This window comes from Anaerotignum sp. (genome assembly GCF_030625865.1).
Taxonomy (GTDB): domain Bacteria; phylum Bacillota; class Clostridia; order Lachnospirales; family Anaerotignaceae; genus Chakrabartyella.
The window spans coordinates 1-23139 of sequence record NZ_DAOUQB010000016.1; the positions used below are offsets into that span (position 1 = coordinate 1).

Consider the following 23139-nt stretch of genomic DNA (forward strand, 5'->3'; position numbering starts at 1 on the left):
TGAAGAAACTGGAAATCAGATTATTATAAAAATAAAGAAAGATTGTGGGCTTCGACGTGTCCGTGTGGAAAATCCGGGGGACGGCACAGGGATTAAGTTGGTGCAAATATTATGATCAAAAGGAGGATTATGTATGCCAAAGGATAAAAGCATCATTGAGGTTCACGATGATTATGCCCTTGAACCAGTACCTGAGCGCGCACGTAGAGGCCTAGTATCAATGTCTGTGGTTATGCTGGGGTTTACTTTTTTTGCTGCAAGCATGTGGACAGGGGGTGCACTGGGCATAGGGTTTGATTTTTTCCCGGATCTGTTGATTGTTGTATTGTTTGGAAATTTAATTTTAGGCGTTTACGGTGCATTTTTGGGGTATGCTGCAGCTAAAACAAATCTCTCAACTCATATTTTAGCCCGTTATGCATTTGGTGTGAATGGATCTAAGCTGCCATCCTTTATGCTGGCATTCACACAAATTGGTTGGTTTGGAGTAGGTGTTGCAATGTTTGCATATCCAATAAACAAGCTGACAGGCATTGGCCTATGGCCATTAATTATTATTGGTGGTGTTCTAATGACTGCCACGGTTGTCATTGGATTTAGAGCCATTGAATGGATTAGTAAAATTGCGGTTCCGGCAATTATCATATTAGGTGTAATGTCTGTTTACAAAGCAATGGGAACCATGGGCGGGGTGTCTAGGCTAATGGTATCGACAACCAAGGAACCAATGACTATGGCCGTAGGTGCCGCACTGGCCGTGGGGTCCTTCATTAGTGGGGCAACATTAACCCCGGATTTTGTACGATTTTCTAAAACGAAAGCAATTGGAGTTCAAGCAACAGTCATTGGTTTTACCTTTGGAAATAGCTTAATGTTTTTCTTTGGCGCAATTGGAGCAATTGCCACTGGAATGTCAGATATAACAGAGGTATTAGCGGCTCAGGGGTTACTTGGTGCAGGAATTGCATTATTGGCTTTAAATATTTGGACCACAAATGATAATGCACTATATGCTGCAGGCTTAGGCTTGGCAAATATCACAGGTCTTCAAAGGAAGCATCTCACCATGGCTGCAGGCTTAGTAGGAACGATTTTTGCAGTGTTTTTGTACAATAATTTTGTGGGATGGTTAACTTTTTTAAGTATTTCGTTACCTCCGATTGGCGGCATAATCATATCGGATTTCTTTTTAAGAAGTAGAAGACAATATTTGTCTCCGGAAAATCATTCCTTTGTCAGCGTTAATTGGGCTGCAATCATTGCGTGGGGGATTTCTATTGGTGTATCTTTGATGTCCCCTAAAACAGGCATGTTATCTATATCACCTTTAAATGCAATTCTATCAGCAATTCTTTTTTATTATATATTTGATATGCTTTTGAGTCATAAGCATAAGCAAAATATTTCTGTAGAATCCAGTAATCAAGAATAGGGGTGAACTATATGGAACTATTGATACAAAACGCTAAGCTTCGAGATAGAAACGAACTGGTAGATATAGCAATTGAGAAAGGGAAAATTCAAATAGTTGGAACTGAAATTTATGGAAATGCATTAGAAACCATTGATGCAAAAGGCAATTTGGTATTGCCTCCTTTTGTAGATCCACATCTGCACCTTGATGCAGTCCTAAGTGTGGGTGATCCTCGCTATAACCAATCAGGCACTTTATTGGAAGGAATTCAAATATGGGGGGAAAGGAAACCACATTTAACCAAAGAATGTTTAAAAGCCAATGCAATAGAGGCGATCAAATGGGAGGTCGCTAACGGAACTTTAAAAATAAGAACACACGCGGATACAACTGATCCTACTTTAATGACCGTAGAGGCATTGCTAGAAGTGAAAGAAGAAATGAAGGATTTAGTTGATCTACAAATCGTTGCATTTCCTCAAGATGGTATTTTTACAACACCTGAGGGTAAAAATTTAATGGTACGTGCAATGGAAATGGGAGCAGATGTTGTTGGAGGCATTCCCCATAATGAATTTACCCGAGAAGACGGTGTGAAGGATGTTGAAACAGCATTTGAATTAGCTGAGAAATTTAACGCGCTGATTGACATACATGTAGATGAAACAGGTGATGATCAATCACGCTTTGTTGAAGTGATGGTAAAGGAAACCATTCTAAGAGGATGGCAGGGATTAGTAACAGCAAGTCATACAACTGCAATGCATAATTACAATAATGATTATGCATTTAAATTGATTGGGTTAATAAAAAGAGCTGAATTGAATATAATAACAAATCCATTTGACAATTCAGTGCTTCAAAACCGAACCGATGGTTATCCGAGAAGACGTGGTCACACGCGTGTAGATGAGCTCTTAGCAAGAGGTGTCAATGTCAGTATTGGTCATGATTCAATTATGGATCCGTGGTATCCAATGGGAAAAGGGAGTATGCTGCAAGCTGCGAATTTATTAATGCATACAGCACATTTGAGTGGTTATGATCAGATTGGAAGTTTATTGGATATGATTACAGTTAATTCAGCAAGAACCATGAATTTAAGTGATCAGTATGGCATTGAAGTTGGGAAGCCTGCTGATTTAATCATACTTGATGCTGATAATGAAATGGATGCCATTCGATTATTGAGTGAATGCCTGTATGTAATTAGAAGAGGAAAAATTGTCAGTCAAACACAGCCAGCCATCCATCATTTGAAATTTAAAGATCAAACACAGAGAATTAACTTTAAAAGGTAGTTGGAATGAAAAAAACTAGGTGTTGATTTGACATAAAGCCATAGGTTAAACGCCGAGGGGGATAAGTTTTACTTGGTATCTTTTTTCCTCAACGCACGTTGAAAACGATAATACTGAAGACGAAATGTGGTTCGGAGGGCAAAAAGTAGACTTCAACCACAATATGTTGCGGTTTTGGAGCGGTTTTGAGGCTTCAAATGAGTGAAGGCGTCTATTTTTTGAGTCTTTAAAAATAGGGTTAAATTATAGAATGATAGGATATTTATGAGTGAAAGAACACTAGAAAATAATAAATCAGAACTTTACAATTTAGAGCAGCTAGGAAATATAAAAAATAATCCAATGTAAAATCTATTATTTTATCAGTGCTAAAAGAACAGCCTCCAGCAGGACAAACGGCAAGGGGTGTAGATGGAGGAAGTATTCCACCAAGTGGCAGTGTTTCTATAAAAGAAGGTACAAATGAGGCATATACAATGTCATTATAATCTGGGGCCTTGATATGATGCTGTAGATTAGATGTAAGTACTTTTGGGATCAGGAGAGCAAAGCGATAGGGGACGAAGATATTGATGAAATAAATAGATTTTGAAAAAACTCAGAAGGTTATGAGACTATATCTTGTAAAAACACGCACAAAGGAATAAAATATAATAGCATGAAGGTATTTAAGTATTTAGTCACTATTGGAGGTAAAATAGTATTATGTATCGAAGCTTAAAAAAAACAATCACGTATGTGATACTTATATATTTCTTAATAGGAACAATATTTTTATCTATTTCATTATTCTTTCGTGTGAAAGCAGATGAGATAAAACAAGCAGAAATTGTTAGTAGTGAAGAGTTATTAATGGATGTAGAAAAGACAATTGTATCGAATAAAGTAAATCGTTTAACTACAGATGTACTATATGTAGCGGATACTTTAAGGCTAGGAGATATAAGTTCGGGAAATTATTCAGGTATAGAAAAATTACTGCTGGCTTTTTCTGACAGAAAAAAGATTTATGATCAGATTCGGTATATTGATTTAGATGGTAATGAGGTGATTCGAATAAACTATTCGGAAAAAGGTTCATATGCCACAAGCGATCAGGATTTGCAAAACAAGAAAGAACGATATTATTTTACTGATACGATAAATTTAAAGAAAAACCAAATATTCATATCAAAATTGGATTTAAATATTGAGCATGATGAAATAGAACAGCCAATAAAACCTATGATCCGATTATCAACACCATTTTATGGAAGTGATGGGGAACTACATGGGATTGTTGTTTTAAATTACTATGCAAATGATATGCTGCAACAAGTGAAGAAAATAGCATCCACCAGTAGAGGATATGTCTTTTTGCTTAATTCTAACTCTTATTGGCTTTATAATGGAGAAAACAGTAGTAAAGAATGGGCTTTTATGTATGATGACAAATTGAAGGAGAATTTTAGCAATGAATATCCTAAAGAATGGAATGCTATAACTAAAGTGAATGAGGGTTCGCTAATTACATCAAATGGTCTTTTTTCATTTTCAAATATACTGACGAGCAATGAATTTTGGATGGACAATATGAATAATTCTGTTGTTCTTGATGAAGGAGATTGGTATATTGTTTCCCTGATAGGATCATCTAACCCCAACGGCATTCTGATATTCGAAAATATACCCCAAAAAATAGTTGCTATTTTAAAAACAGATATTTGGGTATTCCTTATTTTACTTGGTATCTCATTTATATTAGCAGTACTTGTAACGCTTAATAAAAATAAAAAAGACAGAATTAAGTATTTTTCTGAGTATGATACTATGACAGGAGTTTACAATAGGCGTGCTGGGTTTGAAAAATTAAGCAGAATATATAAAGATGCAACAAAGGATAGCGGAAAAATAAGTATTTGCTTTATTGACATTAACGGACTAAAAGATGTAAATGATTATTTAGGGCATGAAGCTGGGGATGAATTGATTTTAAGCATAGTAAATGGCATTAAGGGCGAAATACGTGATAAAGATTTTGTTTGCCGCCTTGGTGGAGATGAATTTTTGATTGTATTTAATCATTTGGATGAATCCGGAGCAGAGGAGATATGGTTAAGAATTAATGAAGGGTATATGGAAATCAATGAAACTGGAGGAAGAAAATATATTATTAGTGCAAGCCACGGTATAGAAGAGTTTAAGTTTCGTTCAGATGAGTATATTGATACGATTATCAATCATGCAGATGAAAAAATGTATCAAGAAAAAAGAATTATCAAAAAAGACTTAAAGGTCGTTAGATAATAACAAAAGACTATTTTGCTTTATTTCCATATAACATGTGTTTACTATTTGTTTCCGTCAGATGATGAAGCTTGGTACAAATAAGAATCAAGGAGGTTGTCTATCTGAAAAAGTTCCGATTGTCTAGATAGTTTCTTGCAGCCATTTCATTTTTTGAGCATGGATAGCTGGCATGAACAGAAGATAAGTTAATAGGGCGAAAAGAGTTGTACCTTTAATGCATTTTTCTATAGGGTAATTAAATTAAAAAAACTATAGCTTAAGGAAGTGTGTTTTAGGACTTGTAGGAAATACATATGAGTACAATATAAATAGAAAATGGTGTTTATTGGGTAGGGGGTACCAATGAAAATGTAGGGCTTAATTGTAATCCTTATTTGATTATCAACGAAAATAAGTTCAAATTAAGATTAAAGGAAGAAGAGAATTAATCTTTATACCGATGCCTTATTTAAATTCCCACGGAGTTTTTGTAACATATGATTTGCAAAATAAAATATTAATTAGCAGTGATTTGTTTGGTGCATTTTCTTATCATTGCAAGTTGTTTGCGGATGATTCCTATATTAAATTTAGCGTGAAAGCCATGGCGCTGTTAGATGAAGCCAATACCTTCAAATATGGAAATCCTGAAATCACTAATGTTGGTGTAAGAAATAACGCTGGTATACTAATATCAGGGCATGACCTTACAGATTTAGAGCAATTACTGTAGGAAAGAAATTGAAATAAGAAAAACTACACTACCCTAAGAAAATTTTCTTAGAATGCAATAAAGAAAAATAAATTTTGCGTAAATACGAAAAATCTAGGTGATACTTATAATACATCCAAGATGGTTAACAAGGTGTATTCCAGCAGATAAGAAGATTTAAGAAATTGTACTTCATATATACGAAATCAAAAATACTTTGGTTTAGCTTGTCAGACGAATTGAAAGTATTAATTCATCAAACTATACCAAACTATATATGTAAGATTAAGGAAAGTAAGTATATTAATAAATTTATTGTTTTATTTGTCACATAAAAGATTATTTGTAACTAATGAAAATGGAAAGGAGAAGTGTGTATGTATTGTTTAAAGAAAATAACGGATGATTTAACTTGGGTTGGAGGAAATGACCGTCGTTTAGCAATGTTTGAGGGCGTGTATTCTGTACCGGATGGCGTTTCTTATAATTCTTATTTGATGATGGATGAAAAAACAGTTCTCTTTGATACAGTAGATCGGGCAGTAAGTAAAGTTTTTTTTGAAAACTTGGCAGAAGCGTTAGGGGAAAGAACGTTGGATTATCTGGTGGTTCATCACATGGAACCTGATCATTCTTTTACATTGGAAGAAGTGGTTGAGCGTTATCCTAATATTAAGATTATTTGTAACGCAAAGATTGTGACAATGATAAAGCAATTTTTTGACTTTGATATTGACTCTCGTGCCATTGTGATGAAAGAAGGGGATGTATTCTCAACCGGGAAGCATCAGCTGACATTTTATATGGCTCCCATGGTGCATTGGCCTGAGGTAATGATTACCTATGATACTACCGATGGTATTTTATTTTCTGCAGATGCCTTTGGTTGCTTTGGCGCATTAAACGGAGCTATTTTTGCCGATGAAGTGGATTTTGAGCATAACTATATGAAGGAAGCAAGGCGGTACTATGGCAATATTATTGGAAAATATGGTCCACAGGTTCAAGCAATGCTAAAAAAAATAGATCATTTAGAGATTCGGTTGTTATGCCCATTACATGGGTTTGTTTGGAGAACAGATATTGAAAAATATGTACAAAGGTATGAAAAATGGAGCAGCTATACGCCGGAAGAAGATGGTGTAGTCATTGCATATGCATCTATTTACGGCAATACAGAAAATGCAGCAGAAATTCTTGCTTCTCGCTTGTGGGACAGAGGAATCAAAGCGGTGATGTTTGATGTATCCGTTACCCCTGCTTCGGACATTATAACAGCAGCATTTCGTTACAGTCATTTAGTATTTGCGTCGACGACGTATAATAATGGGATTTTCGTTAGTATGGAAGCATTGGTATTTGATATTGTAGCCCATAATCTGCAAAACCGTACGGTAGCGGTGATAGAGAATGGTTCATGGGCACCTAACAGCGGTAAGCTGATTCGAGCTGAGTTGGAAAAATGCAAGAATATGAATATTTTAGAAAATAAGATAATCATTAAATCCTCGATTAGAGAAGGCCAATTAATAGAGATTGAGGCTATGGTGGATGCAATAGAGAAAACAATTGAAAAAAAATAAATTGAATTTTTATTTTATGTCAGGTCATTTTTAAATGCAAAAATAAAAGCCAAAAATGCAAAATTTGAAGAGAAGAAAGCTAATTTAGATTATATAATTTTGTGGGGTAGGGTATATTAAAGGGGAATTATCCGCAGTGGCAGATCGCTACATTGAGAATGCTGGCTTTGTTGGACAAGCGTTGATTTTTAAGGCTACAGAAATCGGCGTGGATTCTTGCTGAGTTACATTTACTGATAGCAGGGGGGTAAAAGAAAAGCTGAATGTGCTTTCAGACAAAGAAGTTGTTGGAATCATCACGTTGGGCTTTGAAGAGGATAAAGGAAAAACTACGAAGGCTTCTTTAAATCCTGTTTACAGATTTGGTTTGGATGAGATTGTTTACTTGAATGAATGGGGTAAAGATGCAGAGAATACCACTTTGGAAGAAAGAGGTATTCTGGATGCATTTGCATATACAAGATTGGCACCATCTGCATGGAATAAACAGCCTTGACGATTTTTAATTCATGGAGGTAATATGATTTTAGCAGTGAAAAAAGGCGAAGGAATTTATTCTTATGAAGAAAAAATTGCAGCAGGTATTATTATGCTGTTTTTACAAGCAATTATTGACAACACGCTGTTTAGCTAAAATTGGCATTAGGAATTGCCTACAGACTCTGTTGTAATTCCTAATACTTTTGAAGTAATTGGTTATTGTAATTTATAATTTTCTTTAATGATACCAATCATTTACAGGTATCTTAAAGAAGGTTTAAATTTTATAATAAATCAATCCCCAAAAGGGCTTGGTGAAATTTTATTATTAATAAGGAGATGATTTCAGATGAAAAAGTATGAATGCACAGTTTGTGGTTACATTTATGATCCTGAAGTTGGCGATCCGGATAACGGCGTAGCTCCAGGCACACCTTTTGAAAAACTGCCTGATGATTGGAAGTGTCCATTATGTGGCGTTGGAAAAGAGGATTTTAAGGTAAAAGAGTAATTTTTGTTTACATTATAAAAAAAAGTATTGTATAGCTCAAGGTGTATTTTTCGATATGAGAAATAGCTTGGGCTATTTTTTTGGAGATAAACAATTTGTTTGAGCTGGGGATGGGGACAATTTCTTGGACAGATTAGGCAGCTAACAAGGCTTCGTTGGTACTCCAATGGACTCATATTTCCAAGTGATATTTTAATTCTGGTTTCATTGTACCATGTAAGGTATCTTTACCCTGTATCAAATAAGATATTCGGGTCTTGATGTTCAATAAAAAGGGATGAATCATTTTCAGTCAGAATCCCTCTTTTTTGAACCTTATCATCAGCTAAACTGTAAACTGGATGTTTATCAACTCCTTGGTTTTGATTGAACATAAGTCTATGTTTAAAATTATATATGATTCCTGCCATGGTGACGGCAATTTCTATGGTGGAACTTCCCGTTACAGTTTTGTTGGCATATCACATTAGAGGATCCACAGTCAGGGCAGGTATATTCTCCGTTTTTGATTGCCATAAGGTTTTCATAGCTTTCCATCCATTCCCTTCCACAGTCCAAGCACTTCACAGCGCAGATATGATAAGTATAGTTACCTCCATCGATATGAATCACTTTACCATTCACAAGGCTATCTGCAACTTTTTCTCTTGCAGATAGCAGAATGCGTTGAAACGTTGCTCGTGAAACCTGCATTTTTTCCGCACATTCTTCCTGCTCAAGGCCTTTCAAATCTTTCAAGCGTAGTGCCTCCAATTCTTCGACTAACAGAATATTTCCAGGCACTTCAGGGATACCCTGTTCAGAAGGTACAAAGAAGGGTACAGCTGGTGTATTTTCGATAATTCGCCATTTCGTTGGTCTTGCCAAAATATTCAACTCCGTTTCAATTAAATTTCCTTGAAAACATATTCATTTAGCGCAACACCAAGTTTTTTGCAATGACTGGGTATTTTGCTTTCAGAAGAAAAAATTTATTTCTATTACAAATGGGTATACTCTAAGATTTTAATATTTTCCCCTAATTTTGTGGAAATTGCTTTTTTCATCGCTTCTGCATGGGGACATACAAAGCCAATGGGCGCACCTTTAGTTATGCAGGAAGCCAACGCTATGGTATCCGCACCTCTTTTTATCATTTCCGCTGCTCTTGTTGCCGCTTTTTTCCCCGGACAGCCTCCGCAGGAATTAAAGCCTATTAATTCAATTTCTTCTTCAATTCCTGCAAAAGCACCTTTCTTTTCTTTCATCACTTTAAAGTCTGATGTGCCGGGACACATATCTTCCGTTTGCATACACCGAATAATTCCAACTTTCACATCGTTTCACCCTTCCATAGCTAAAAATTTACTACTATTATAGTTTGATTATTAGCATATGTCAATTATGAAGGGCATCCAATTATTCTTTATAGGCATTATTAAGATTTCTTTTATAAAATTTCTTCCCCTCATAGATATATTCCGCAATTTTGTTTTGTTCTAACAGCTCATTTAAAATTGAAATATCTGCTTTTTTCACTTGAAAATAATGCTGTATAATTTCTTCTCTTATGGGGTGTACTGAAGTGATATTTAATAAGTCTTGTGCAATATTGTCCGTAAAGAAAAAACCCTGTTCGGTATCATCCTCGGTAATACATTCAACATTAACGCCGGAAATACTGTTAATTATACCTGCTGCTTCAATCAATCTTTCGCTGGTTGCTCTATAAATGTTATTTTCTGCAGGTGGTCTTGTGGGTACCAGTATATAAGATTTCTCCGGCTTAATTTTTGCGATTTGCTTTGCGATGCTTTCAAAGTGCTCCGTTCTATCATTCAATCCTGAAACAAGCATAGTTTCAGTAACAAGAGTTCCTTGATAAGATTTTGAGAAGGCAACAATACTATCTAAAATGCTTTCAAGTCTCAACCTTCCATGGGGCCTGTCAATTTGGCGCCAGATTTCCTCATTCACTGCATCCAATTTTACGGAAACCCAATCCGCCTTAGATAAGTCTGCTTTAACCTCATCCATCCATAAAAGAGAGGCGTTGGTAATAACTGCTGTTTTGATATTTAGCTTTTTTAGCATATCAAGGGTAATACCTAAATTTTTATCAAGGGTAGGTTCTCCATCTGGCACAAAAGAGATATAGTCTAGATGCTTTCCATTTTCTTTAAGCTGAGTTATTTTAAGTTTTACCTCTGAAAATATTTTTTCAGGCTCATAAAAAGCTTTCCTTTGGATTGTCATATTTTTTGTGATACCAATTTGACAATAAGCGCAGGAATAAGAACAGAACTTGGGTGGAATATTATTGACCCCAAGGCTTTGTCCCAACCTTCTTGAGGGAACAGGTCCATATATTATCATATTCTCATCTCCTTTTAAAATGATAATACGGGGGTTAAGGAGTCCTAGTATTTCGAACATTATTTTTTACAATAGTATTACCTTTAATTATTGAATAAATGATGAATTGCGAAGAAGGCAGGCAAACAAGCCTGCCTTTCATCGTATAAAATGTTACCGATCAATATTTTTTTCAAAGCTTGCAAGCCGCTTATTTACTTCGTTAAGCTGGCTTTCCAATAAATTTGCCTGTTTTTTTAAAAGTTCTTTTTCTCCAACACCCCATGCTAATGCTTCAAATTCATTTTGATTTCCAAAGCGTGCCCATCTCGGCAAACCTGTTGCATAAAGCATCCGTCTGTAGCCTCTGCCTTTTCCAAAGCCATAGCTACAGCCAAAGTTTCCTAAATTTTCATTCGTTGCAGAGCCTGTGCAAAAGCCTGCACCTCTTCCTGTTTTTGCGCCCATTCCCATAGGGCCTGTTCCATCTCTTCTTGGCATAATAATTCCACCTTTCTTGATTATTTTATTTTTTTCTACGGTTGAACAAACAATAAGTCAAGTAAGCACATCCTGGCAATAACGTTGCAAGACAAAACTTATGCCGATAGCCTCGTCTTTGCCTAAATCCCATGCCGTAACCCATTCTTGTTCTTGTGAAGAAGGGAGATTGAACGCCTTGGCAAACGCCCATCCCTCGACCCGTCAGTGGTCCTTTTCCCAAAGGACCTGTTTGATCTTTATTTGGCATAGAAAACCCTCCTTAGAATTTTTAATACCGTGTATCATTCTATCTGATTTTAACAGCCTTTGCTTCCTGGAATACAAAAGTTAGGTTGATTTGCCAGAAGTGTTCCGCTCTTGAAGGCATCAAGAACCTGAATTACATCTCCGCTAACACTGGTAATTACTTGTATTCCATAAGTGTGAAAGAAAGCGGCTGCCGTTGTTCCAATGCCACCGCAGAGTATTCTTTGAATATTTTTAGAGTGTAGTAGCTCAGGAACATAACCCGGTGAATGCTTGGATATGAGGAGTGTTTCTGATTGAATTAGTTTTCCACCCTTAATATCTGCGATTAAAAATTCTGGGCATTTTCCGAAATGTGGTGCAACTGTTTTACCTTCAACTGCTATGGCTATTTTCAATATGGATTCCTCCTTTTTACAAAATCTTTAATTTAAGCAATTTTCGAATATCTGGCTATTGCCTATAAGTTTTAAATATTCTAACGTATAGGCTTTAAGCTTGCGTTTTATTCCATGATGTCATTGAAGTTTTGTTATTGGCATATGCACATTACTATCATAATCCTATTGTTGACATATGTCAATAATTTATTCGGAATTTTTTTTATTTATTTATAATAGTTAAATTTCTCTTTTAAAATAGAGGGGGAGAGTTATATATGGGAAAAAAATTGAGCTGCCTTGTATACGGTAAAGTAATTTATATCGACGGAGATAATTACACGTGAAATATAGACCATGAAAAAAATAAATATGAGTAATATTTAAAAATTTATCTTGCTATGTAATTCAAGAATTAATACCAACGGAATAAGCGTATGATAAATGCCGATTGTAAGCAATTGCAAACGAGAACTATTGCCTCTCTTTTTTATGCAAAGTTCACCTTAAGTGTAAGCATTTTTGTTGACATATGCTCATAACGGTTATATAATATTTGTTATGAGTATTAGACCATTATAATGAATGAATTCAAGGAGCTTTGATTATAAAATGAAAATTACAGTTTTAACCGATGATAAAGTAAAAAATAGAAGATTGCTTGCTGAGCATGGGTTATCTTTGTTTATAGAATACAAAGATTGCAATATTTTGTTTGACACTGGGCAAAGCGATGTTTATATCCAAAACGCAAATGCGTTACAGTTTGATTTAAATAAAACCGATTTTATTGTACTGAGTCACGGTCATTATGACCACTGCGGAGGCATATATTGTTTTCCCGGTTTAAAAAATATTCCGAAAATATATCTGCAAAAATCTGCTGTGAAGCAAAAATATGCGATAAATTCGGACGGAAAAACTTATCGAGAAATTGGAATACCATGGTGTGCTGATGATTATGATATTACGTTTATAAATGGCAACAAGAAAATAAGTGATGATATCGCCCTTTTAGGAAACATACCAAGCACAGTAGAATTTGAAGAAATTTCGAAAGGCTTGTTTATCAAGAACGGCAATGAAATATCTGCAGATATGATGACAGATGAACAGGTGCTTGTTTTTGATACAGAGAAAGGCCTTATTGTTTTTCTTGGATGTAGCCATCCGGGTATTATAAATTGTCTGCATTATACGCTAAAGCAATTTCCTGGCAAAAAGATAGATACTGTAGTCGCCGGGATGCATTTAGATAATGTTAATCCTTTAAGGTTGCAATTAACCATACAGCAGTTAACTAATTTAGGAATACGGAAAGTATATCCCCTGCATTGCACAGGTATATGCGCTATCTCTGAAATGAAAAAAATATTAGGTGAAAAATGCGGTATTCTTTACGCAGGCGATTCTGTAGAGATATAATTTCTACACAAAAGAAGAGGAGTTCAAAAAATTGGACTCCTTTTTTGTTTCCCAAAAAGCAAATGACCCCATGTCAAAAGTTATTCAAAACAAGCTTGAAAATAGATTGATTACAAAGTATGAATTTCACAAAATCACGGCGCTAAATAGAAAAACATACTTTCTTGGTTTAGCTGAACTAATGGCATAAAACCTTCATCAAATGGCACTTCATAGGTAATATATGACCGACAAAAAGAGGGAGAGAGGATGAAAAGGATAACAAAACTTCATGAGAATAAGGGACCTACACAAGCAAAAAACTATGTGTTGCCGCCTACTGCCTTGTAAGGTGCAATGGATCAAACTCACAATTTTATCAATGCATCCAACTCATCTGGATGATTACGCCAATTTGGGGTGGCATAAATAAAAGTATTGGGATTAGATGGTTTCAGCATTAGATACTCAATATAATTTTTTACAACAAGAAATTTGATTTTAGATAGGAAATTAATCAATATCATTACAACTATTCTGAAATAGAGATTGCTAATAAAAATAATATTCCTTAGCAATCAATAAGGCTATTTTAGGTCAACATAAACGACCTATGGTGTGACAAATAGGTTGGAGTTATTTGTAGCTACTGTTGATTGACATAGAAAAAAAACAGTTATATAATAATTGAATGAATTCAATCAAATAACTTGTAGACAGGGGTGTTAAAATGAGTTTTATTCAATTTGAAAATGTAGAGCGGAGATATATTATTGGTGACAATGTAATCAAGGCGGTGAATGATATTAGTTTTTCCATTGAAGAAGGGACATTCAATGTTGTACTTGGTCAAAGTGGAGCTGGAAAAACGACTGTGCTTAATATGCTAGGAGGGATGGATTTGCCTACAAAGGGTACAATTTTTGTGGGTGATGAAGTTGTTTCCAAATTAGATGAGAAAGGCCTGACTACATATCGCAGGGACAAAATTGGATTTGTGTTTCAGTTTTACAATTTGGTTCCAAACCTAACAGCATTAGAAAATGTGCAGCTAGCAAAGGAAATCTGCAAAAACCCGTTAGATCCAAAGGAAATGCTGGAACGGGTTGGGCTGGCGGAAAGAATGAGTAATTTCCCAAGCCAGATGTCGGGTGGAGAACAGCAACGGGTTTCTATTGCCCGAGCATTAGCGAAGAATCCTCAAATTCTCCTTTGTGATGAACCCACTGGAGCGTTGGACTCTGAAACAGGGCGAAAAGTGCTGAAGCTGATTCGGGATGTTGCACGGAATATGGGGAAAACCGTGATTGTTGTAACACATAATGCGCCAATTGCCCAAATGGCAGATATGGTGATCCATATGCGTGATGGGCAAATTCACGAGATTAGTCAGAATGAGCATCCCCAAGATGTGGAGGAGATTGTATGGTAAAAGGAGCCCTTTTCAAAAAGTCAATTAAAGATATGAAAAAATCCTTTCCTCAGTTTTTGTCTATTTTTATTATGGCTACAGTTGCAATCAGTATTGCTACAGGGCTGGACAGTATCTGGGAAACCATTGATATCCAATCTAATCAACTGTATCAAGATACTAATCTTTCCGATCTTTGGATTACAGTAACAAATCCTTCTGAAACAAAAATGTGGCAGGTTCAAAATATCAGCGGAGTAGAAAAAGCGGAAAAGCAATTTATAGTGAATTCCGTTGCTCAAATTGACGGGTACCCAACGCTGAAGGTTTACGCTATGCCAAACAAAAATACTATGGATGTACCTTATGTTAATTATGGGAAAAAGTTAAGTAAAGGTGGAGCAATTTTAGATCAGGACTTTGCCGATGCAAATCACCTAACTGTAGGAGACAAATTAAAGATTGAAGTAAACAACAAAAAAATAGAATTTACCATTGAAGCGCTGGCATTTAATAGTGGGCATATTTTTGCTATTAAGGATAACAGTTCACTCCTTCCAAACCCAAGTGAATATGGTTTTATTGTTGTTGATGAAGATAGAATCACCAGTGCTTATGGTGGGGTGAAGATGTATAACCAAATTGCACTGCGGCTTAACAGTGGGGTAGATATCAACACCATACAAAATCAGGTGGATGATATTTTTGGAAAAAAACTAGTTGGTATTTCCACAAAAACTGATAATCGTAGTATGAAAATGGTAACCGGCAAAATACAGCAGTTCAAAATTTTGGCGAAGGTTTTTCCCATGATGTTTTTTTTAGTTACGACTCTTATTACATTTAGTACAATGATCCGTCTTGTTGAGGAGCAAAGAAACCAAATCGGTGTTTTGAAGGCTTTGGGGTACAGCAAAGGAAGCATTGTGTGGCATTATACTTCTTATGGCATCTATGTAGGGCTTTTGGGCGCGCTGGCAGGATTTTTTATTGGACCAAATATGATTGGCAAAGTTTTGATTAGTAAGTTGAGATTTTTGCTTACCTTACCAAGTTATGACTTAAAACTTAATATTCCTAATTTTCTTTTTAATTCCATTTTGATTATCCTTTGCACAGGAGGGGTCTCTTGCTATTCGTGTTTAAAGTTACAAGGGGAAATGCCAGCTGTTTTGCTCCGTGATAAACCGCCGAAAAGAGGAAATCATATTTTTTTGGAACGCTTTCCGAAAATATGGAGCAGCATGAAGTTTAGAAGCAAACTGATTGTACGTAACACAATTAAAAATAAATTCAGGCTGATTATGAGTATTTTGGGAGTGATGGGATGTACTGGGTTGATTATTGGTGCCTTCACACTTTTTGACATGGTATCTGGAATTTCAAAGACTACATATGAGAAAATTTACACTTACGAACAAAAGGTTATGCTAGAAGACCGGACTTCAGATCAGGATATTAAAAATTTGAATTTAGACGGAATTATTGAAGACGTGGAAGAAGGAATGATACAAATTACAGCTGACGACGGCACAAGAAGAATGGTTGGTGTTTCTGTCTTTTCAAAGAATAGCCCATTGATTTGTTTACAGGATGAAGACGGAAACCGCGTAGCGCTCCCAGAAAACGGGATTGCAATGACGAGAAAATTAGCGCAACTTATGAATATAAAAGTAGGCGATACAATTAATTTAAAACGCAGCGATGACAGCTATATCGGAGTTAAAGTTGAAAAATTGGTTTATATGGCTACAGGTCAAGGTATTTATATGACGAACAGCTATTGGGAAAAAATTGGTGAGGATTTTAAACCCACAGCGTTGCTTGTAAAATGGAATCACATAGATAAAAACTTTTTAAATAGTGATTATGTAAAAAGTTATGTGAACAAAACAAGTCAAAAATCTGATTTCGAAGGAAACCTCAATACAGTAAAAAGTGCAGCTTTTATGTTGATTACTTTTGGTGGGATATTGGCTTTTGTGGTTTTGTACAATATGGGGATTCTTAACTTTTTTGAACGTGTGCGAGACCTTGCAACTCTTGAGGTTTTAGGGTTTCGGCAAGAAGAAATTCGCCCGTTGGTTCTTATGGAAAACTTTTTTTCTACGGGCATTGGAATTCTGTTTGGAATTCCAGTAGGAGGGGTAATTACAAATATTTTGGCAAAGGGGTTTGGTGACGATATGGATTTGATTGGTCATATCACAATTGACAAGGTACTGCTGGCTGCTGTAATTACCATAGTGTTTTCCACTATTGTTAATTTTACTGTTATTAAAAAAATTAAAACAATTGACATGCTTCAGGCATTAAAAAGTGTTGAATAACGTCAAGGGGGAATTATAATGAATTATAAAAAATATGTAGCATTGTTTTTAGCTTTCCTGTTTATTTTTTTCACGGGGTGTTCCGGCCAAGATCAGGAAAGTGAGCAAATCAACGCAGAAGCAGATGATACAGATGTTAATAATGATATTGTTGTTTGGGGTGAGGTGAAATATAATAATGAGTATCAAATTAACATTGATTTTCCTTCCACAGTGGAAGATATTCTGGTTGAAGAAGGTGACTACATATCTAGTGGAAGTACATTAATAACGTTGTCAATGTTGGATTATGAAAATAATACAAAGAAGCTTCAGATACAGGCTGATTCCAGCAAAGAGGCACTTGGAAATGTTGATCAGGCTGCACTGAAAATGGAGATAGCAACATTGAAAAAACAAATATCTACAAAAACAGAAGAACTGAATAATGGGAGTAATGCCGATTTACAGTTACTTGAAAATTCTCTTATCCGAGCTGAGAAAGAACTTAGTGATTCACAAAACGATCTGATTAAATACCAAAAATTATTCGAGATTGGAGCAATATCCCAAGCTGATCTGGATGAATATTCAGATGTATTGAATCAGAAGGAAAAAGCAAAATCCGATATTGAAGAAAATATTGCAAAAATCAGGACTTCTCTGCAGGAGGAACTGGATGCTTTAAATACTGCTTTAAAATATAAGGAAGTACAGCTTAAACAACAAAAAAACATAGCGGCGAAGGCAAAACTTGATTTTGATTTGATGCGTAGTAAATGCCAAAAACCTTATCTATCTGGAAATAGCATAATCTCTAACTTAGATAATGGCATTGTTAAAAAGATTTCTGTTGTGAAAGGTTCCGTTTTGGGAACGCAAAATGTGGCTCAGGAAGTAATTGATTTGATAGATGCTGACAGCATTTTTGTCAGCGCAGAAGTACCAGAGGAATTTATTGAGCAAATTTCTCAAAATAGTAAGGCATTTATTGTTCCCACTGCAAATAAAAATCTAAAAATAGAAGGACAAATTATTCGAATTGCAAACCAAGCAATTGAAAAAGATGGCGACCGTATTGTAAAAGTGCAAGTAAAGCCAGATGATAAAGATAATATTCTTAAGCCCGGTTTTACTGCTGATGTACAATTTAGCAGAATTGAAAGTGAGCCTTCGCAATAAAAGTTGACAGAAATCCTGTTGATGTTACAATAATATATATTAACTTAAACGAATAGGATGGCGATTACATGAGAGTAAGTAAAAAGCCAGAGGAACGCAAACTTGAAATAACCCAAGCTGCTTTGGAATTGTTTATGGAAAAAGGGTATAAAAATGTTTCTGTAAAAGACATTACAACGAAAGTAAACGTTGCAGTGGGTTTATTCCATTACTATTTTCACTCTAAGGAAGATGTTCTTATGGAATGCGTACGGTTGGATAGACAAAAATTTTTGGATGAAATAAATGCAGAAGGATATTTTCCAACTGAAATGAATGCAGTGGAAAAAATTAACCGTTTAGTGAGCGTGGCTATGCGAAATATTACAGAAAGAACACAGTTAATTAAGGAAGCCCAAGATATTAACGACGCCATGTTAATTCATCAGATTAGGGACTATGTTTTCGGTGTTATTTCGGATAAACTTACCGAGTTTATTATTCAGGGCAATGATGAGGGTACCTTCGCTTGCAAATATCCGCAGGCAACTTCTGAAATTGCGTTGTTCGGACTGAGTCATTATTTTTCTCGTGAGCAGGAACGTAATCCAGCTTTGAAACAGCTTTTATTTGGGGAATATATCTATGTTGATTCAGATAAAATAATTAGTATTATGATGGGCCTATTAAATATGAAAGAGCAGAATGGCCTATTTGAGTTTGGCAAAGATAAGGAAAAAGCATAGTGATTTGAAAGTTGGCAGGTTATACAAAAATATAAATATGAAGTGAGAAAAAATTATTCTGCATGCAGCTGGGTTAAATATCTTAACGAAGATATTATGAAATTAAAGAAGATTAAATTTATTAATCAACAATATTGATTCAAAAACTAAAATTAGAGTTTCTACTGATACTATTTTAAATAATAATATATCAGAGCTTAAAGGATTTTTCGCCAAGGAATTACCTGCTATGTATAACGTCATTATTGACCACTCAACGCGCTTTGTAGAGTTAATCATGGTGACAAAATGTGGTGTAGAGGGCGAAAAGTAAGGTTTAACCACAAGATGTTGTGGATTTGAAGTGATTTTGAGGCTTGAAAACGGGCAAAAAAGTACCGTTTTTAAGCCTTAAAAAATGGTGAAAATATAGATGATATTTTAAGTTTGTAGAAAAATGAGAGATTTAGAAATTTCAATAGCTGGGAAAAACTTAAGTTAAAAGGATAAATCATGATGAATGGTAGTTTTAATGGAGTAAAATTACCTGATGCTTTTAAACTTATAAAACATGTATTTTAATCATACAAATTAAAATTGAATCGCTATTGGGGTTTATTGACAGAATAGATAAAATTAAGATATTATTCGTTATAAGGAAAGGTGTTTACAGAAGTAACAGCTAATGTTGGAAAGTCAGTTATTTAATTTTTTTAGGAGGAAAGTGTATGGAAAAAAGAATTAGAAAAAAGCTCATAGCAGCATCAATGGCGTTGGCAATGGTGATAAGTCTATTGCCTGCGATGACACTGACGGCTATGGCGGCAGACAAAGTGTACACTTGGGGAAGCATGTTTGATGTAGATAACTTGAATCCAGCAGAAACATATGAAGATACAATCAATGGTCTGACCATAACAGCTGTTGATTGCAGCGGTAGCTGGGTTAAAATTTATAGTTCGGGTAACGGTTGGCTTCTTACTGAGGGTGGAGGGAATCTTTCCTTGGAAATAAAAAAAACAAACGGGACACTATTTTCCCCTGATCCTATTGCTGTCTCGGTTAAAAGTGCAAGTGGTAGTGATTTTGTTACAATAAGTGGATACAATAGCAGTGGGACATTAATTGCATCGCAAGCATTTTCTATAGATACTACTGGAACTGAGGTTGACTTAACTAACGTTAATTCAACGCCATTGACAAACATTAAAACCCTAAAATTTGAATGCAGTGCTAGCTTTTATATAACTAACTTGACTCTAGGCTCATCAGCGTCCGCACCGACTGTGTTAACAGGTGCCGCAGACAACATCACTTCAAGCGGTGCAACGCTGAACGGTACGGTAAACGACAATGGTGGGGACACTACGGTTACTTTTGAATATGGCGCAGATACAAGCTACGGCTCAAGTGTTTCGGCCACAACACCTTCTAGCGGTACCCTCAGTTCCGGAAGTGGAAACACCTCGGTATCTGCAACCCTAACGGGAATTTCTACAAATACTACATATCATTATAGAGTAAAGGCGGAAAATTCCGAAGGAACTACTTATGGAAGTGATAAGACGTTTACTATGTCTGGTGTAGTGCCAACGGTAACGACACAGGCCGTTAGCAGCATCACATCCACAACGGCGATAGGTAACGGTAACATCACCGCCTTTGGCACGCCTGCCCCAACCGCTCATGGCGTTTGTTGGAATAAAAATGGAAATCCCACCACAGCAGACGGCAGAACCGATGAAGGGGATGCTTCTTCGACAGGTGCTTTCACTTCGTCTATAACGGGATTGTCACCTAACACCACTTACTATGTGAGGGCGTACGCTACCAATCCGGTGGGCACTAGTTACGGAGCACAGGTCTCATTTACGACTTCGATAGCACCAAGCAGTGATGCAACGTTAAAAGCATCCTCAACGGTGAAGGGACAAACAGTGACAAGCCTTGGCACACCAAATGCTACACTTGGCTCTGAAACAGCAGGAGCAGTAACTATTACAGCTGCTAAGGCGGCAGACACTGGCAATGCCACTACCTTTATAACGTTGTTTGATAAAAATGACGCTAAAGCAACAGTGAGAGTTGTGAAGTATGCTTCAGGTAAATCTACGGCAAACTTTGAAACAGATACAGTTTATGGTAATGAGGTGATTACTAATGGTGATTTTTTTATTATCAAGGTAACTGCAGAAGATGGAACAACCGTAAACTTTTATAAAGTAAATGTAACTGTAACTCCAACTTCTTCCACAGCAAAGGCAATTACAGTTTTTGACTTTAAGGGAGTAACACCAAATGTAACAGGAACAGTGAATGAGGGTGCGAAAACCATTGCATTGACAGTTCCTTATGGAACAGACGTAACGACATTGGTACCAACCATAATGCATACAGGAACAAGCGTATCTCCGAATACAGGTGCAGCGCAAAATTTTACAAACCAGGTAACCTATACGGTAACGGCGGCAGACAGCAGCACCCAAGTGTATACAGTAACGGTAACGGTAGCAAATAACGCAGAGTTGTCGGGCCTTAGTTTAAGCAGTGGAACCCTTTCACCCGCTTTTGCAAATAGCACAACATGCTATACAGCAAGTGTAGCTTATGGAGTGAGTAGTATAACACTGACTCCCGCCATAGCCGATAGTAATGCAACGGTCACTGTCAATGGGATAACAGTTACAAGCGGTAATGCTTCGGGAGCAATCAACTTAAATGTGGGTGCCAATACTATAACGGTAGTGGTAACAGCACAAGATGGTACAACGACAAACACCTATACGGTAACAGTAACGAGAGCAGTATCTAGTGGTGGCAGTAGTGGTGGAAGCAGTGGTGGAAGGAGTTCTACCACAACCCAACAAAGCCAAAACACAAGCCAGAATACAGTTGTGGTTGTAAATGGTAAAGAGCAGAATGCAGGGAAAGAAACACAGAAAACGGAAGATGGAAGATCAACAGTAACTGTAGAAGTGGATAATAAGACTATCGGAAGTAATATTGATGATGCTATTAAAAATAATGCAACCGGAACGGGCAATTTTATTCAAGTGCCCGTGGCTGACACGAAAGCAGAAGTAGCAAAAGTTGAATTAACTGGGGATACTGTTAAGAAACTGGAAGAAAATACATTTGATGTATCTTTAAAACGCGATAACATAGAATACGTAATTCCAGCGGCAGAATTCACAATAAGTAAAGTTGCAGAGGATCTTGGTATAAAGGAAAAAGCGCTTGCTGATATTAAAGTAGAAGTGAAAATTGCTAAGCTTGATGAAAAGGTGGTTGAAAAGTACAACGAAGTTGCCAAGACAAATGGTGCAGAATTTGTATTTTCACCTGTGCAATTTGAAATTACAGCAAAGACTACAGACGTTGACGGAACAACGAAGGAGCACTCCATCAACAAGTTTAGTAACTATGTAGAAAGGATTATGGAAATTCCAGCTGGCGTTGACCCTAGTAAAATAACAACAGGTATTGTATTTAATTCAGATGCGACCTATAGCCATGTGCCTACAGAAGTATATCAAAAAGATGGTAAATGGTATGCAAAACTGAATTCTCTTACGAACTCGGATTACTCGGTTATTTGGAATTCAGTAACTGTAAAAACTGTTGAAAATCATTGGTCAAAAGATGCTGTAAACGACATGGCTTCCAGATTGGTAATCTTTAATCCACAGGAATTTGAGCCCAATAGAGCAATAACAAGAGCTGATTTTGCAGAGTATATTGTTAGAGCTTTGGGACTTTACAGAGAAGACTCAACCCATGAGAATAATTTTGTAGATGTAACGGACACAGGTGAAAGAACATTAGGGATACTGATAGCAAATGAATATGGCATTGTTTCAGGATATTCTGATGGAACATTTAGAGGAGATAACCAAATTACAAGAGAAGAAGCCATGGCTATGTACCAAAGAGCTATGAAAATTACGAAGCTTGTAGGAAGTGATGAAAATCGTTACCAGAACTATACGGATTATAGTCAAGTAAGTGATTGGGCAACCTCTTATGTTAAGGAAGTATTATCAGCACACGTTTTTAATGGTACAACAGAAACTAAAATTTCACCAAAGGCAAGTTTAACCTATGCAGAAGCAGCACAGGCTGTAAGGAATTTATTAATTGAATCAAAATTAATTAGTAAGTAGCAAGTTCTAGCTAAAAAGATTCATAGTATTAAGGCTAAGATGTAGATCGATTAATGATCTGCAACTTAGCCGTTTTATATATCGCAAAACTGATATTATGTTATAAGGGGGTTACCACTATGAACAATAAAAAATAGAAACTGGTAGAAGGAGTGGCATTATGAAGTTATATGAAAGTGAATCGCTTGAGTTGAAAGAAATGTACACATCTGAATTAAAAAAAGAATTTGTTT

The 23139-nt window shown here is 36.1% G+C and carries 19 protein-coding genes and 3 pseudogenes; 15 read left to right on the forward strand and 7 right to left on the reverse strand.

What is annotated here, in order from left to right; genetic code table 11:
* Positions 1 to 133: 133 nt before the first annotated feature.
* The 8 genes and pseudogenes from codB (at position 134) to rd (ending at position 8269) form a co-directional block, all read left to right on the forward strand.
* Positions 134 to 1432, forward strand: coding sequence for a cytosine permease (gene codB / locus P9Q65_RS06225; protein ID WP_304508506.1), 1299 nt, complete (start codon positions 134 to 136; stop codon positions 1430 to 1432).
* Between the two features lie 11 nt (positions 1433 to 1443).
* A complete protein-coding gene (gene codA / locus P9Q65_RS06230) occupies positions 1444 to 2715 on the forward strand; it encodes a cytosine deaminase (RefSeq protein WP_304508507.1) in 1272 nt (423 codons plus the stop codon).
* A gap of 705 nt (positions 2716 to 3420) precedes the next feature.
* Positions 3421 to 5001, forward strand: a complete 1581-nt coding sequence (locus P9Q65_RS06235; protein ID WP_304508508.1) for a sensor domain-containing diguanylate cyclase — start codon at positions 3421 to 3423, stop codon at positions 4999 to 5001.
* Positions 5002 to 5410: 409 nt separating this feature from the next.
* Positions 5411 to 5554: pseudogene (locus tag P9Q65_RS13290) on the forward strand (hypothetical protein); the annotation flags it as partial.
* 15 nt (positions 5555 to 5569) lie between these two features.
* Positions 5570 to 5713: pseudogene (locus P9Q65_RS13295) on the forward strand (hypothetical protein); the annotation flags it as partial.
* Positions 5714 to 6072: 359 nt separating this feature from the next.
* On the forward strand, positions 6073 to 7278 hold the full coding sequence (locus tag P9Q65_RS06245) for an FprA family A-type flavoprotein (protein ID WP_304508509.1): 1206 nt from the start codon (positions 6073 to 6075) through the stop codon (positions 7276 to 7278).
* 265 nt (positions 7279 to 7543) lie between these two features.
* Positions 7544 to 7774: a hypothetical protein gene (locus P9Q65_RS06250; protein ID WP_304508510.1), complete on the forward strand. Its 231-nt coding sequence runs from the start codon at positions 7544 to 7546 to the stop codon at positions 7772 to 7774.
* Between the two features lie 333 nt (positions 7775 to 8107).
* A complete protein-coding gene (gene rd / locus P9Q65_RS06255; RefSeq protein ID WP_304508511.1) occupies positions 8108 to 8269 on the forward strand; it encodes a rubredoxin in 162 nt (53 codons plus the stop codon).
* Positions 8270 to 8430: 161 nt separating this feature from the next.
* On the opposite strand, the pseudogene P9Q65_RS13395 reads toward rd, so the two are convergent.
* From P9Q65_RS13395 to P9Q65_RS06290, 7 genes and pseudogenes are all read right to left on the reverse strand, one after another.
* A pseudogene (locus P9Q65_RS13395) lies at positions 8431 to 8487 on the reverse strand (hypothetical protein); the annotation flags it as partial.
* Between the two features lie 172 nt (positions 8488 to 8659).
* On the reverse strand, positions 8660 to 9136 hold the full coding sequence (locus P9Q65_RS06265) for a DUF134 domain-containing protein (RefSeq protein ID WP_304508512.1): 477 nt from the start codon (positions 9134 to 9136) through the stop codon (positions 8660 to 8662).
* A 113-nt stretch (positions 9137 to 9249) separates the two neighbouring features.
* Positions 9250 to 9585, reverse strand: a complete 336-nt coding sequence (locus tag P9Q65_RS06270; RefSeq protein WP_304508513.1) for a CGGC domain-containing protein — start codon at positions 9583 to 9585, stop codon at positions 9250 to 9252.
* A gap of 82 nt (positions 9586 to 9667) precedes the next feature.
* Positions 9668 to 10624 (reverse strand): radical SAM protein, encoded by a 957-nt coding sequence (locus tag P9Q65_RS06275; RefSeq protein WP_304508514.1) that lies wholly within the window; start codon positions 10622 to 10624, stop codon positions 9668 to 9670.
* Between the two features lie 153 nt (positions 10625 to 10777).
* A complete protein-coding gene (locus P9Q65_RS06280; protein WP_304508515.1) occupies positions 10778 to 11104 on the reverse strand; it encodes a DUF5320 domain-containing protein in 327 nt (108 codons plus the stop codon).
* Between the two features lie 25 nt (positions 11105 to 11129).
* The gene (locus P9Q65_RS06285) at positions 11130 to 11354 is read right to left on the reverse strand and encodes a DUF5320 domain-containing protein (RefSeq protein ID WP_304508516.1); all 225 of its coding nucleotides are present in this window, start codon (positions 11352 to 11354) and stop codon (positions 11130 to 11132) included.
* A gap of 49 nt (positions 11355 to 11403) precedes the next feature.
* Entirely contained in the window at positions 11404 to 11751 is a 348-nt protein-coding gene (locus tag P9Q65_RS06290) for a NifB/NifX family molybdenum-iron cluster-binding protein (RefSeq protein ID WP_304508517.1), read from the reverse strand.
* A 594-nt stretch (positions 11752 to 12345) separates the two neighbouring features.
* On the opposite strand from P9Q65_RS06290, the gene P9Q65_RS06295 reads away from it, so the two are divergent.
* The 7 genes from P9Q65_RS06295 to P9Q65_RS06320 all read left to right on the forward strand — a co-directional run bounded on the left by P9Q65_RS06295 (position 12346) and on the right by P9Q65_RS06320 (position 22906).
* Positions 12346 to 13158, forward strand: a complete 813-nt coding sequence (locus P9Q65_RS06295) for an MBL fold metallo-hydrolase (RefSeq protein WP_304508518.1) — start codon at positions 12346 to 12348, stop codon at positions 13156 to 13158.
* Between the two features lie 70 nt (positions 13159 to 13228).
* On the forward strand, positions 13229 to 13348 hold the full coding sequence (locus tag P9Q65_RS13400; RefSeq protein WP_442870838.1) for an SHOCT domain-containing protein: 120 nt from the start codon (positions 13229 to 13231) through the stop codon (positions 13346 to 13348).
* Between the two features lie 519 nt (positions 13349 to 13867).
* Positions 13868 to 14569 carry an ABC transporter ATP-binding protein gene (locus P9Q65_RS06300; RefSeq protein WP_304508519.1) on the forward strand — a complete coding sequence of 234 codons (702 nt, stop codon included), beginning with the start codon at positions 13868 to 13870 and terminating at the stop codon, positions 14567 to 14569.
* Positions 14563 to 16878: an ABC transporter permease gene (locus P9Q65_RS06305; protein WP_304508520.1), complete on the forward strand. Its 2316-nt coding sequence runs from the start codon at positions 14563 to 14565 to the stop codon at positions 16876 to 16878. Before P9Q65_RS06300 ends, P9Q65_RS06305 begins: the two co-directional genes overlap by 7 nt.
* Before the next feature lie 18 nt (positions 16879 to 16896).
* Positions 16897 to 18039 carry an HlyD family secretion protein gene (locus P9Q65_RS06310; protein ID WP_304508521.1) on the forward strand — a complete coding sequence of 381 codons (1143 nt, stop codon included), beginning with the start codon at positions 16897 to 16899 and terminating at the stop codon, positions 18037 to 18039.
* A 68-nt stretch (positions 18040 to 18107) separates the two neighbouring features.
* Positions 18108 to 18764 (forward strand): TetR/AcrR family transcriptional regulator, encoded by a 657-nt coding sequence (locus P9Q65_RS06315; protein WP_304508522.1) that lies wholly within the window; start codon positions 18108 to 18110, stop codon positions 18762 to 18764.
* A 707-nt stretch (positions 18765 to 19471) separates the two neighbouring features.
* Entirely contained in the window at positions 19472 to 22906 is a 3435-nt protein-coding gene (locus P9Q65_RS06320) for an S-layer homology domain-containing protein (RefSeq protein ID WP_304508523.1), read from the forward strand.
* Positions 22907 to 23139 lie beyond the last annotated feature (233 nt).